The organism is Cutibacterium namnetense, assembly GCF_001642025.1.
GTDB lineage: Bacteria > Actinomycetota > Actinomycetes > Propionibacteriales > Propionibacteriaceae > Cutibacterium > Cutibacterium namnetense.
Window position 1 is genome coordinate 113,461 of record NZ_LWHO01000005.1, and the last position, 13,931, is coordinate 127,391.

The window sequence follows — 13,931 nt, forward strand, 5'->3', positions numbered from 1 at the left end:
AGCAATACCTACCTGGCGGTTATGATCAGGCTGGTCTCACGGATGGATGAGAGGATCCACCGCAATCGCTAAGAAGAGCAGGGACAAGTACGTGTTCGACCAATGGAAAAGCCGCATCGGCTTGAGCAGTGCGCCACGCAGTCCAACTCGGGCACGGCGCAGCAACTGGACCGCCTCGACGATGAACACCGCACCTGACACCACTGCGACGACAAGATAGACCCACCCCATGTGAGCCACCGGCCACAACAGCAACGAGGTCGCCACCGTCATCACCGTGTAGACGAGGATCTGGACGGCAACCTCGGGGGCCTCCTTCACCACCGGAAGCATAGGCACGCCGGCGATCTTGTAGTCCTCGCGATACCGGAAGGACAGCGCCCAAGTATGTGGTGGGGTCCACCAGAAGACGATAAGGAAGAGCACCACCGGCTCCCATCTCACGCCCCCGGTGACGGCAGTCCAACCAATGAGGGGCGGAAAGCATCCAGCAATACCGCCCCAAATAGTGTTTTGCCAAGTGCGACGCTTGAGCAGCATCGAATACACGAAGACGTAAAACAGATTGGCAATCAACGCCAGCCCGGCTGATAACCAGTTCGTACCGAATCCCAGGATAATGGTGGCAACTACTCCCAGCACGATTCCATAGATAAGGGCGCTACGACGCGGTACCTGATGACGTGGGAGCGGACGGCGGCGAGTCCGACGCATCTTCTCGTCAATATCGACATCAATGACACAGTTGAACACGTTCGCACTAGCCGCAGCGAAAAGCCCACCAAACATCGTCGCGATTGCTAAACCAAGTTTCGGCACACCACGGGAAGCCAGAAACATCACCGGCAAGGTCGTCACCAAGAGCAACTCAATGACCCGCGGCTTAGTCAGGGCGACATAGGCGCCCACTACGTCACGAGTCGACAATCGGGTACGGCCCTGCTCCTGCTCCACCTTGGTCTCGACGGGGTCAGGACGTTGAGAGGCTGGCGCCGTCACCACGCGCGTCGTCTGGTTGCTCACGGTGTCCTTCGGAATCGAGAAAGGTACTGCGACCACTGCTGGGCACGACACATCCGTGAAGCGGGGAGCGCCGCGGATGGGCCGTCTTTACAACTTTAGGCTTTCTAGCCGCCGATGTCCTCATCGTTAACCTTCCAGTGGGGCTCTCGGCGTCAGCCCGTCGCTGAACACGATCGCTGGTGGTTCGACCGGCTACCGTTGGGCAAGTGGAATGACGATTCCGCACGACATCACCAGGAAGGACGGGTGAGGTGGCAGGTCGAAACGCATCAGAAAGCACCACCAGAGCAACCAGCGGGCTGCGTGGCGACCGCATCAACCCATTGCGGGATCCCTCAGATCGCAGATTGCCACGCGTTGCCGGGCCTTGCGTTCTGGTCATGTTCGGGGTCACCGGCGACCTTTCACGCAAGAAGCTCATGCCAGCTGTCTACGATCTGGCGAATCGTGGCCTACTCCCACCTGGTTTTGGCCTAGTGGGTTTTGCCCGTCGAGATTGGGCGGACGAAGATTTCGCCAAGGTTGTTCACGACGCCGTGGCCGAGCATGCCCGTACCCCTTTCCGCGAGGAGGTGTGGAAACAACTACTCGAAGGCATTCGGTTTGTCCGGGGGGAATTCGACGGTAACGACGCATTCGAGAGATTGGCCAACACCATCCGCGAGCTTGACGAAGAACGTGGCACTGGTGGCAATCACGCTTTCTACCTCTCCATCCCACCAAGGTCTTTTGAGGCGGTCGTAAGCCAGCTCAAGCGTCATGGCATGACCGGCCACGACTCTTCTCACTGGAGCAGAGTCGTCATTGAGAAACCCTTCGGACACGATCTGGAAAGTGCGCGCGATCTCGACGAGATCATCAGCAGCGCGTTCAGCCCAGAGTCGGTCTTCCGCATTGACCACTACCTGGGCAAAGAGACCGTCCAGAACATCATGGCGTTCCGGTTCGCCAACCAGATCTTCGAGCCAATTTGGAATAACCACTACGTCTCACATGTCCAGATCACCATGGCAGAAGACATTGGCATCGCTGGTCGTGCCGGTTACTACGATGGCATCGGAGCCGGCCGTGATGTCATCCAGAACCATTTACTGCAACTCATGGCGCTGACCGCTATGGAGGAGCCGACGAGTTTTGGCGCCGAGCAGTTGCGTGCGGAAAAAACCAAGGTTTTAGCCGCGATTCAACCCCCGGACGATATGTCCGTCCAGACCTGCCGCGGCCAATATGTGGCTGGCCGCCAGGGAGGCGAAAGGGTGCTCGGCTACCGGGAGGAAGACGGCGTCGATCCTCACTCCCGCACCGAAACCTATGCCGCTGTGCGGCTGAGCGTCGACAATCGACGCTGGGCCGGAGTCCCGTTCTACCTACGCACCGCCAAGCGGATGCCGCGACGAGTTACCGAGGTCGCCCTGAACCTGCAGCGCGCCCCGCACTTACCCTTCTCAGACACTGCAGCCCTCGGCACCAACGCCCTCGTGCTGCGTATTCAGCCCGATGAGGGAGTCACGCTGAGATTCGGCGCCAAAGTGCCAGGCACCCAGATGGAACTTCGCGATGTCACGATGGACTTCGCGTATGGGTCCTCCTTCACCGAGGCCAGCCCGGAAGCCTACGAGAGGCTCATCCTCGACGTTCTCCTAGGCGACCCGCCGCTGTTCCCCCAACATGAAGAAGTCGAATTGGCCTGGCAGATCCTTGACCCGGTGCTGGATTTCTGGGCCGAGTCCGACACTCCCCCCTGCGAATATCCGGCCGGTAGCTGGGGACCGTCAGAGGCTGACGAGATGATCGCCCGCGATGGGTTCGTCTGGCGCAGGCCTTGAGGAGGAGACATGATCATCACTCTTAACGACACCACCGCCTCGAAGATTGGTGCAGCCATCGTTGAGGCGCGTCGCACCGTCGGTTCTGGGTCAGGGTTGGTCCATACCCTCATCTGCATCTGCGACTCCTCCCACTTCGATGCCGCCTTCGAGGCAGCCAGGGATGCCGCCCGCCAACACCCGTCACGCCTCCTCATGGTCGTGACGACGCGTTCCCGAAAGGACAAGCTCGACGCAGAGGTGCACGCCGGCGAAGGCACTCCCGGAGATATCATCGTGCTGCGGTTGTCTGGGGCCATGGCGAAGCGTCCTGCCTCGGTTATCCTCCCGCTACTACTGTCGGACTCCCCCGTCATTGCATGGTGGCCTTTTACCGGCCCCGACAACCTCGCCGCCGACCCCATCGGGGCCCTCGCGGACCGCCGCATCACCGATTCGGCAGCTGACAAGGATCCATGCAAAGCCCTCATACACCGTGCAGCTCACCTCACCGAGGGCGACTCTGACCTGTGCTGGGCTCGCACCACCGGTTGGAGAGCCCTGGCCGCAGCGGCGTTGGACCAGCATCCAGCGACCGTCAAGTCCGCTCGAGTGGAGTCAGCCGCCAATAACGCGCCGGCGATGCTGCTGGCAGCCTGGCTAAGATTGCGCCTTCATGTCCCGGTCGAACAGGTAACAACCGACGCGCCCGGCATCTGTGCGATCGTCATGTCGACCTCAGGTGGTGACATCGAAATTCGTCGCCGCAGTGGCAGATATGCCGTCTACCGGATCCCGGGAGAACCGGCGCGCGGAGTGGCCCTGGACCGCCGCGAGGTACAGATGCTTATTGGTGAGGAGCTTCGTCGACTTGGCCCCGACAAGGTCTTCACTACTGTCATGACTGAAATCCACGACGGAGCGGGACACATCTGGTCGATGAATAATGGGGGTGAGTCATGACGAACCGACGCCTCATGCGGTACCAATCCGCCCAAGGGTTGGCCGAGGGGGTTGCTCACCGACTAGTCCAGACGATCGTCAGAGTTCAGGCCGCGCAAGAACGCATCGACCTGTGTCTGACCGGTGGGAGGATCGCAAACATCGTCTATGCCGCAATGGGAGACGTCCCCGAATGTGCCAAGATTCGCCCAGACCAGTTACACGTCTGGTGGGGTGACGACCGATTCGTCCCTACCGGCCATCCGGACCGCAATTCCCTGCAAGCCCTACCCCTATTGTCGTCAGCCATCCGCCTAGACCCTTCAAAAACCCATGTCATGCCCGCAGCCGACGGCAAAGCTGATCCCGACGAGGCTGCCTATTCTTACGCCCAGGAGCTCGGCGACGTCGTCTTCGACATCTGTTTGCTGGGGATGGGGACCGACGGTCACGTCGCCTCCCTCTTCCCAGGCCATCCGTCTTTCAATCCCACGGCGGGCGCACTGGCCGTTGGTGTCACGGATGCTCCCAAACCTCCTCCAGATCGTCTCTCAGTTACGATGCCGGTCATCAACAGATCGAAAAGAGTCTGGTTTCTCGTCAGTGGGTCCGAAAAAGCCGAGGCTGTCGAAAAGGTTTTTGCCGGCGACGAGTCGTTGCCGGCTACCTGGGCCAACGGCACTATTGAGACGAGTTGGATGGTCGACCATGACGCCTCGATCGGTCTGCCGAGGTACAACTGCTCGCTGTGAGGGGCGATGACTAGGCCTGCACGACGGTCGTGGCCCTCTTCTCCCACACGGCCAAGAGCTCGCAGACCAGACGTGGCGGCTAGTATCAACGACGACAGGCCGCTGAGACCAGTAGGAGGACCCCCGAAAGATGGTCACCAACAAGACGACCGCTAGCACTTCGAAACGCGCTGCGCTGCGCGCCCAACAAGAGGTTGAAGAGGCAGCCAAGAAGCGTCGCCGCATCGTTAGCGTCGTCATCGGTGTCATCGTCATCGCGGCCATCACTGTGGGCGTCGTTCTGGGGGTGAACCACAAGTCAAACAGCAGCTCGCCCGCTCAACAGATCACCCCACCTTCAGCCACCAAAGACGGTGTTTATACCCTCAATCCAGGCAAAGCGAAGAAGGGCGCCCCGACCGTCACGGTGTTCCAGGACTACCAGTGCCCCGCATGCAAGGGCGTCGAGGATGCGCTCGGCAAGCAGTTCAATGAGTTGTCGGCAAAGGGTGACATCAAGTTGCAATACCGCACCATGACATTCCTCGACCATAAACTGGCCAACGACGCCTCCAGCCGCGCCGCGATGGCCGCTGCCGCCGCTGACGTCGTCGGTAGATACGGGCCTTACCATGACGTCATCTACGCTCACCAGGCCGCCAAGGAGGGGGTCGGCTACACCGACGACCAGCTACGCAAGTCCTTCGCCGCGCAGGCCGGCATTACTGGCGACAAACTCACCAAGTTCCAGCACATTTACGACACCAGGCAGACCGAGCAGTTCGTCCAAAATGCCAGTGACCAGGGTCTACAAGCGATGCAGAAACTTGGCGCCGAAGCCACCCCGGCCTACGCCGTCAATGGCAAGCCGTGGGACGGCTGGGGGCAGCTCAGCAGCAGCACAACCTCCGACGAGCTGCTCAAGGCTATCGTGTCAGCTCAGTGAGGTCAGACGAGCGGGTGTCTGATCGTCACGGTCATCAGCTACGGGTCGTCCGCGTCGTGGATGACATATCAATTATCACGGGGGGGATCCAATTAGGATGGCAGATATGGACTCTCAACCATCGTCGCGCTCCTCCACAGTGCGCGACTGGGTGGGCCTGGCGGCCCGGATCATCCTCGGTGGCACTCTTCTCGTTGCGGGAATCCGCAAGGCCACCGACATAGACTCCACGATCTGGTCAGTGCGTACCTACCAGATCGTGCCATGGGACCTCGCCCCCATCGTCGGTTGGACGATGCCGGTCCTCGAGATCGTCGTCGGGCTAATGCTCATCTTGGGCATCGCAACGCGCTGGTCTGGTCTCCTCGGCACCCTGGCTATGGTTGTCTTCATCATCGGGATTTCCTCGGTGTGGGGACGCCACATCTCGCTGGACTGCGGCTGCTTCGGCAATGGCGGGCCAGTTGACCGAAATTGGCGCCTCACCCAGCGCACGTATGCCCTGGACATTCTGCGTGATCTCGGCCTCGCTTTGTGCGGGATATGGCTAGCTATCCGGCCCCGCTCGACGCTGTCTATGGATCACTGGATTACTAGCTGAAACATGAGTGGTCGGCCGGTTCGGTTGTCCGACCGGCTACGATCATGTGCGACACATCATCGATGGCACAGGGGGACTTCAACCGATGGCTGCTAAAAAGGCAACTGCGACCACCTCTAGACGGGCTGCCCTGCGCGCCCAACAAGAGGCGCAAGAATCGGCCAAGAAGCGTCGCCGGATCATCGGCGTTATAGCAGGCGTTGTCATCATCGCAGTGGTAGTCATCGCAGTCGTCCTCGGGCTGAACCACAAGTCCGACGACGTGCCGACCACCGGTCAGATCACTCCCCCTTCGGCTACCAAGGACGGCGTCTACACCCTCAATCCTGACAAGGTGAAGGGCGGAGCCCCTACAGTCACGGTGTTCCAGGACTACCAGTGTCCCGCATGCAAGGGTGCTGAAGATGTGCTCGGTAAGCCTCTCAATGAGCTGTCAGCCGAGGGCAAGATTAAGTTGGAGTATCACACCCTCACCTTCTTAGATCGTAATCTGCGTGACGACGCCTCCACTCGCGCCGCGATGGCCGCTGCTGCCGCCGATGTCGTGGGTAAATTCCAGGCCTACCATGACGTCGTTTACCGCCACCAGCCTCAAGAAGAGGGCGCGGGTTACACCGATGAGCAACTGCGCAAGGAGTTCGCCTCTGAGGCCGGTATTACCGGAAGTAACCTCACTAAGTTCCAGCGCATCTACGACAACAAGCAGACTGAACAGTTCGTCAAAAACGGCAACGACAAGGGGCTACAGGAATTGCAAAAGTTCGGTACTGCCGGCACTCCAGCCTTCCTCGTCAACGGAAAGTCGTGGGAGGGCTGGCAGGACTTCACCCAATCCGCTCCTACCGCCGACAAGCTACTCCAGGCCATTAAGAATGCCCACTGACATAGGGGCATCGATTTCCCATAATCCATCGTGACGAGGTTCCTCGTCACTACTATCCCGGGCGACTGGCGAACAATACTCGTCTGGCGACCTGTCCGAGTCGAACACTAGAATTTGGAATATGACCTCACAGACCTTTGTCCCCTCATCCGCCACGCCTCCGACGCGCGGTGTCGTACCCGATAAACCAGCCCTCGAAGGCCTGGAGGAGAAGTGGGGCGCGGTTTGGGAGGACGAGCAGCTATACGCCTTCGACGCTACCGCGGTTAACTCGCGCGAGCAGGTGTTTTCCATCGATACCCCGCCGCCTACCGTCTCGGGCCACCTGCACCCCGGACACGTCTTCTCCTACACCCATACCGACACTGTCGCGCGCTATCAGCGGATGCGTGGCAAGAAGGTCTTTTACCCGATGGGTTGGGACGACAACGGTCTTCCGACTGAGCGCCGCGTGCAGAACTACTACGGCGTGCGCTGCGATCCCTCACTGCCCTACGACCCTGACTTCACCCCGCCGAGCAAACCCGACCCCAAGCGTCAGGTGCCAATTAGCCGTCGCAACTTCGTCGAGCTCTGCGTCGAGCTAACCGCCGTTGACGAGAAGGCCTTCCAGGACTTGTGGCGCTCTGTTGGCCTGTCCGTGGACTGGAACCAGCTCTACACGACGATCTCGCCAGAGTCACAGCGAATCGCCCAGCTGGCCTTCCTCCGCAACCACGCCCGTGGCGAGGCGTACCTGTCTGACGCCCCCACTCTGTGGGACGTCACCTTCTCTACCGCCGTTGCGCAGGCCGAGCTCGAAGCTCGCGACTACCCCGGTGCCTACCATCGCCTCGGTTTCCACCGTCCCGGCGGTGAGGACGTCTTCATCGAAACCACCCGACCCGAGCTGCTAGCCGCTTGCTGCGCCCTCATCGCTCACCCTGACGACGAGCGCTATCAGCACCTGTTCGGCACCACCGTCACCACCCCGCTGTACGGGGTTGAGGTGCCGGTGTTGGCCCACTCGGCTGCCGAGATGGACAAAGGCGCCGGCATCGCCATGTGCTGTACCTTCGGTGATCTCACCGACGTCGCATGGTGGCGTGAGCTGCAACTGCCCACCCGCACCATCATCGGTCGCGACGGACGGATCCTTTCTGAGACCCCGCAGTGGATCATCGACGCCGGATCCGCCGAGATGTACGAGGCGATCGCGGGTAAGACGACCTTCACCGCCCGCAAACTCGTCGTTGAGGCCCTCGTGGCGTCCGGCGAGATGGATGGTGAGCCCAAACCCACCCAGCGCAAGGCCAATTTCTATGAAAAAGGCGACAAACCGCTGGAAATCATCGGCACCCGGCAGTGGTACATCCGCAACGGTGGCCGTGACGATGAGCTGCGCGACGCCTTGCTAGAGCGCGGCCGAGAACTCGAGTGGGTTCCTGAGCACATGCGTCACCGCTACGAGAACTGGGTCGAGGGGCTCAACGGCGACTGGCTCATCAGTCGTCAGCGCTTCTTCGGCGTCCCATTCCCGGTGTGGTACCCGCTAGACGCCGACGGCGAACCCGAGTATGACCACCCGCTGCTACCTGACGAATCCGCCCTCCCGGTGGATCCGGCCTCCCAGCCACCGTCCGGATACCAGGAGTCCCAGCGCGGTGTCGCCGGCGGATTCATTGGCGACCCGGACGTCATGGACACCTGGGCCACGTCCTCGCTGACTCCCCAAATCGTCACCGGTTGGGAGCGCGACGCCGACCTGTTCGCCAAGACCTTCCCCATGGATTTCGCCCCCGAAGCCCACGACATCATCCGCACCTGGGTGTTTTCCCGCGTGGTGCGGGCACATCTGGAAAACGGTGTGCTGCCGTGGAAGCGAGCCGCGATCTCGGGATTTGTCACCGACCCCGACCGCAAAAAAATGTCGAAGTCGAAGGGCAACACCGTCGTCCCGACCGAAATCATTGAGCAGTTCGGCGCTGACGCGGTGCGTTGGCGTGCCGCCATGGCTCGTCCGGGTATGGACTCCCCCTTCGACAAGGCTCAGATGAAGGTCGGACGCCGTCTGGCGATGAAGATCCTCAACGCGTCAAAGTTCGTCCTCGGTTTTGGTGCCGGCGGTCAGGTCTGCGACATCACCAACCCCGCTGATCTGTCGATGCTAGCCGGGCTGCGCCAGCTCATCGTTGAGGCCACCGAGGCATTCGACAAGTTCAACTACACCGCCGCCCTAGAGGCCTCTGAGCAGTTCTTCTGGACTTTCTGCGACGATTACCTCGAGTTGATCAAGGAGCGCGCCTACAACTCCGAGGGGGCCGACGAAGCAGGTGCGTTAAGCGCCCGGACTGCACTACGTCTAGCCCTTGACGTTATGCTTCGGCTGTTTGCCCCGTTCCTGCCTTTCGTCACCGAAGAGGTCTGGAGTTGGTGGAAGACAGGGTCAGTACACACCTCTTCCTGGCCAACCGCCGACGAGGTGCCAGCCACCGGCGACGTCGACCTCATGATCGACGTCTCGACTGCCTTGGTCGAGCTGCGCGGCGTGAAATCGACCCACAAGGTTCCGATGCGCACCCCGATCCTCTCGGCCCGTATCAGCGCCCCGAAGTCGATCATCGCGAACCTCAAGGCCGTTGAGTCCGACTTGGCCAAGGTGTCGAAGACCGAGCAGTTCACGTGGTCCGAGGGCGGGGAGGCCCTGACCCTTGATGCCGAGTTGGGAGAGCCTCCAGCCAAGCGTAAGAAGTGAGGCAATCACAACCTCCTGATCCATTTCGGAGCCAGTGAGCATCCCGGAACCAGCACAAAGGGGTCGACCGCAGCGACGGTCGGCCCCTTTCTCGTGGCGAGGTCGTCCTGTTCACGATTACATCAAGCGTTCACAAGGTCTGCACATCTCCTTGCAGCGCCCCGGCAATACTCCATAGCCTCTCCTCAACCTGTAACAACGGACTCCAGCCAAGTGGAGTCCCGAGGAAGGACAATGATGTCGCGAACCCCACGGGGCAGGTCCATCGGTGCGCTCGCCGTGTCAGCAGGCACGATGTTCGCATTGGTCGCGCCGATGGCCCCTGCACATGCCAAAACCGGATACCACCGAATCGACCAAGCAGCGATCACCGCGATTGCCGCTGACTCAGCCACCTCCACCGATCCGATTTCCAACGCCTTGGACGGCCATCCCGATACGATCTGGCGTCCCAAGTGGCACAGCGGAAGGGATCCGTTACCTCACTGGATCGTATTCAAGCTGGGCGATAAGGCCATGAATCTGGGCAAAGTGGAGATCACGCCCAGATCCAGCTCGAACAGATCAGGTCGCATACACAACTATGAGCTGTATGCGGCCGACACCAAGACCTGCAATAACGCCGCATTCTCTTCAGCAAAGCCAGTTGCAACGGGCTCCTACGACGTCTCCGACACGTCGGTACGCACAATCACCTTCGCTGCGACCAAGGCCACCTGCGTCAAGGTGAAGATGAATTCTCCCTGGGGAGGCGACGGGCCGGACAAAGAAGCCTCCTCGATGGCGGAGTTCAACGCCTTCACGGTCGATGGGTCGGACCCATCCCCGAACCTTACGTCGTCGAGGCCCCCAACCCCGGAGGTCCCAAGCGACGCCATCAGCCTGTCCGACGGCGCTGTGACAGTCAGAGTCCGTCGTGACTTCCCGCAGGTAATCGACTACACCGTCGGCCACGCGCACCTGGCCGGACGCATCGGCTCCCCGTTAACGAAGGTCAGGATCAACGGCACTGACCGCGTCGCCACTGTCTCCGCCCCCAAGACGACGGACACCTCCGCATCCTGGAAGCTCACCTTCCACGACCTGCCCGGGGTGGAACTCACCACACACGTCGAGATCGCCGATGGTGTCATGACATGGTCGATCCCACACATCGTCGACACAGCCAACCATCGCGTCAACACCGTGTCGGTGCCTGGCCTCGCCCTCGCCTCGGTCACCTCAACTGATCCGAAAGCGCAACTGAGCAGTGCAAACATCGTCGTCGACCGCAACAAAAGCGGCGATCTCTTCCAGCCCCTAGCTACTACTGACGTCTCGCGGGGCACCTCCTGGGTCGCTATGGCGAACGATTCCACACTTGCCGCCGGGTTCGAGGACAACGCAACCCAGGACGGCCTGGTCGGCTCTGCCGCCACAGTTGCCCGTTTCATCCACTCCATCTCCCAAGTCGGGGGCACCAAGGTTGGAGCTATCGAACCGGCGACCTGGGTCCACCGCGGCAAAGGGTCTGCCACCCCCTGTCCCTCCGACTCGCTCGGCAACAAGGCTGTATGCCAGTTGCCCGGCGGTGCCACCGTCAAGGACGGCATTGGCCCGGACCCCGATACCCCATACGTCCGGGTGAAAATCGTCGCTGACGCCAATGGCGACGGCAAGGTTGACTGGCAAGACGCAGCCGTCGCCACCCGGGGCGTCACCATGAAGCCGACCGGCTCGGGGGACGTGGCGAACAAGGTCGTTACCCATATTCCGTTTAACATCGTCTCCCAGGCGACTCATCCATTCCTTCGTACCTTGGATGATGTCAAGCACATCTCTTTGGCGACCGACGGGCTCGGCCAGCAGGCCCTGCTCAAGGGTTACCAGGCCGAAGGCCACGACTCGGCACACCCCGATTACGGCGGCAACGTCTCCCACCGTGCCGGCGGGATGAAGGATCTCGAGAAGCTCACTGAGTCGGGCAAGCGGTGGAACACCGATTTCGGCATTCACGTTAACCTCGTGGAGTCCTATCCTGAGGCGAATCACTTCGGCGACAACATCCTCGTCAAGCCGTACCAGAAGGCGTGGGACTGGATGGAGCAGTCCTACCGAATGGATTACGCCAAGGATCTTGGGTCTGGTCAGCTCTTCGCTCGGCTCAACTAGCTGAGAAAAGAGCTGGGAGCCAAGTCCAACCTCGACTGGTTGTACTTCGATACCAACTACCCTGCCGGTTGGCAGAACGACCGGATCGCCAACGCTCTGAACGCCGAAGGCTGGAAGATCGGTTCGGAATGGTCGTCAACCTATCCGCGCTATAACCAGTGGTCGCACTGGGCCAATGACGAGAACTACGGCACCGGCAACAAGGGATACAGTTCCCGGATCATTCGGTTCATCAACAATTCCCGCCGCGACACCTGGAATCCTGATCCGATCCTCGGCAACTCCAATGTCGTCGAGTATGAGGGTTGGACGAGCCACAACGACTACAACGCATTCATCGCGAATGTGTGGCAACGCAACCTACCTACCAAGTTTTTGCAGCGTTCGGACATCATGTCCTGGCAAGACGGCCGTATCGCTTTCGCGAACGGAACCGTGGCAACCTCGTCGAAGAAGTCCATCTCAGGTCATGAGATTCCCACCGCAAGGACCATCACCTTCGACGGTGCCACGGTCTTTAAGGAAGGCGGGGCCTACCTGCTGCCTTGGTCCAACGGTGGCGGAGACCGCCTGTACTACTGGAATCCGGGCAATGGCTCCGCAACCTGGAAACTCACAAATTCCTGGGCGACACAGAAGTCGGTGACTCTGTTCATGCTCACCGACACCGGTCGCGTCAAGGTTGCCGATATCCCCGTCACCAACGGATCCATCAGGATTCCAGCAACCAAAGCCAGGACTGCCTACGTCCTCTACCCAACGTCCAAGGTGCCTGCTGCTAAAACCCCGAATTGGGGAGAGGGAAGCCACTTCGTCAATCCAGGTTTCTACTCCGGTGACACCACTGGCTGGAATGCCCATGGAGACGTGTCGGTCAAGCACAACGACCGTGGCAACTTCCACCTCGAGTTCGGCAAGGCACAGTCGCAGATCTCCCAAATCCTCAATCTGCCTGCTGGTGACCACTCCCTGTGGGCGTGGGTCCAGATAGATCCGACCAAGACCCGTCCGGTGGGACTTGCCGTCGACGGCACCGGAGTCACCCCCATCGACCATCAGAAGGGATGCGGGGGCCACGCGGAATCCGCTATCACATCCACGACAGCCATCAACGCCACCGCTTCCGACGAGTATTTCGGCACCTACCACCAGCGGCTGCGAATTGCCTTCCACTCTGACGGCAGACCAGTCACCGTTACCTTGAAGGCGCTGGCCGGGAACGCTGTCGTCAGCGCCGATGACTTCCGAGTCGTTAGCACTGCCACACCCAAGGATCCCCACACCTGCCACCGTTCTCTTCCAAGACTTCGAGGACGTCGACACCGGATACTGGCCCTTTGTTACGGCAAGCGCAGGCATGGACGGAGATGCCCGAACCCAGTTGTCCCGCCGCCATGAGCCCTACACCCAGAAGGGTTGGAACGGTCGGGCCATGGACTCGGTTCTCAGTGGTGACTGCTCGTTGAAGATGCACGAAGAGCGCAACGGGATCGTGCTGCGCACCACCACCGCGTCCGCCCCTCTAACCGGGGATGGGACCCGATACCGCATCTCCTTCGACTACCAGGCTGACAAACCCGGGTACTCGTTCGTCACAGGTCACGACAAGGTCAGTGGAAAGTCCGTCAAAGAAGTCATCGCCGAGTCCCATGCCATGGGAGTCGCCACCTCGACAACCTCGTTCTCCACCGACATCGTCGTGAAGGACCAGCCCACCTGGGTCGGATTCACCCACCAAGGTGACGGTGACATGTCGATCGACAACCTGCGCATCGAGAAGCTCGATCCAAGACCAGCCTCCGCCGTCTCCACGCCGGCCGCGGTATTCCCGGATACCTGCACGCCGACTCCCAAACCGATCCGACCGGGGCAGCCCTCGACGACGCCGGGCTCCCCCGAGATCCCAGGAACGGGCAAACGCCCCAACCACCCTCATGCTTTGCCTCGTACTGGAGGGCTTGGCCGCAGCAATTCGAAGGCCGTAGCGCCAACAGTTGCGGGGGTTATTGCCCATCAAGGCCAGTAATGATCGGTTGAGGGTCCACACCATTTCGTGGGCCTCGCTCGAGAAAGGATCAGCCCCCGCGCTTGTGAGGCAGGGGCTGATCCTTGGCC

8 protein-coding genes and 1 pseudogene are annotated in these 13,931 nt (G+C 60.6%); 8 read left to right on the top strand and 1 reads right to left on the bottom strand.

The genetic code is table 11. The features are described from left to right. Positions 1–36: 36 nt before the first annotated feature. Complete coding sequence (locus tag A5483_RS07495; protein WP_042843130.1) at positions 37–1,059, bottom strand: heme o synthase; 1,023 nt, start codon at positions 1,057–1,059, stop codon at positions 37–39. A 215-nt stretch (positions 1,060–1,274) separates the two neighbouring features. Between A5483_RS07495 and zwf the strand changes: the two genes are divergently transcribed. From zwf to A5483_RS07535, 8 genes and pseudogenes are all read left to right on the top strand, one after another. Further along, positions 1,275–2,849 (top strand): glucose-6-phosphate dehydrogenase, encoded by a 1,575-nt coding sequence (gene zwf / locus A5483_RS07500; protein WP_082864018.1) that lies wholly within the window; start codon positions 1,275–1,277, stop codon positions 2,847–2,849. Positions 2,850–2,858: 9 nt separating this feature from the next. Then, the gene (locus A5483_RS07505; protein WP_002549982.1) at positions 2,859–3,791 is read left to right on the top strand and encodes a glucose-6-phosphate dehydrogenase assembly protein OpcA; all 933 of its coding nucleotides are present in this window, start codon (positions 2,859–2,861) and stop codon (positions 3,789–3,791) included. Further along, a complete protein-coding gene (gene pgl, locus A5483_RS07510; RefSeq protein WP_002550026.1) occupies positions 3,788–4,522 on the top strand; it encodes a 6-phosphogluconolactonase in 735 nt (244 codons plus the stop codon). The genes A5483_RS07505 and pgl overlap by 4 nt, the downstream gene beginning before the upstream one ends. Positions 4,523–4,652: 130 nt before the next feature. After that, entirely contained in the window at positions 4,653–5,447 is a 795-nt protein-coding gene (locus A5483_RS07515; RefSeq protein WP_063811423.1) for a DsbA family protein, read from the top strand. A gap of 97 nt (positions 5,448–5,544) precedes the next feature. Then, on the top strand, positions 5,545–6,048 hold the full coding sequence (locus tag A5483_RS07520) for a DoxX family protein (protein ID WP_063811424.1): 504 nt from the start codon (positions 5,545–5,547) through the stop codon (positions 6,046–6,048). Positions 6,049–6,133: 85 nt separating this feature from the next. Beyond that, positions 6,134–6,931: a DsbA family protein gene (locus A5483_RS07525; RefSeq protein WP_042843151.1), complete on the top strand. Its 798-nt coding sequence runs from the start codon at positions 6,134–6,136 to the stop codon at positions 6,929–6,931. 121 nt (positions 6,932–7,052) lie between these two features. After that, a complete protein-coding gene (gene valS, locus A5483_RS07530) occupies positions 7,053–9,665 on the top strand; it encodes a valine--tRNA ligase (protein WP_002550017.1) in 2,613 nt (870 codons plus the stop codon). 294 nt (positions 9,666–9,959) lie between these two features. After that, positions 9,960–13,842, top strand: a pseudogene (locus A5483_RS07535) (endo-alpha-N-acetylgalactosaminidase family protein). The last annotated feature ends 89 nt before the right edge of the window (positions 13,843–13,931 follow it).

What these genes read in the sequence shown, in the direction of transcription:
- valS (WP_002550017.1), top strand. Translation starts at nt 7,053, where the DNA reads ATGACCTCACAGACCTTTGTCCCCTCATCCGCCACGCCTCCGACGCGC.
- A5483_RS07520 (WP_063811424.1), top strand. Translation starts at nt 5,545, where the DNA reads ATGGCAGATATGGACTCTCAACCATCGTCGCGCTCCTCCACAGTGCGC.
- A5483_RS07505 (WP_002549982.1), top strand. Translation starts at nt 2,859, where the DNA reads ATGATCATCACTCTTAACGACACCACCGCCTCGAAGATTGGTGCAGCC.
- pgl (WP_002550026.1), top strand. Translation starts at nt 3,788, where the DNA reads ATGACGAACCGACGCCTCATGCGGTACCAATCCGCCCAAGGGTTGGCC.
- A5483_RS07515 (WP_063811423.1), top strand. Translation starts at nt 4,653, where the DNA reads ATGGTCACCAACAAGACGACCGCTAGCACTTCGAAACGCGCTGCGCTG.
- A5483_RS07525 (WP_042843151.1), top strand. Translation starts at nt 6,134, where the DNA reads ATGGCTGCTAAAAAGGCAACTGCGACCACCTCTAGACGGGCTGCCCTG.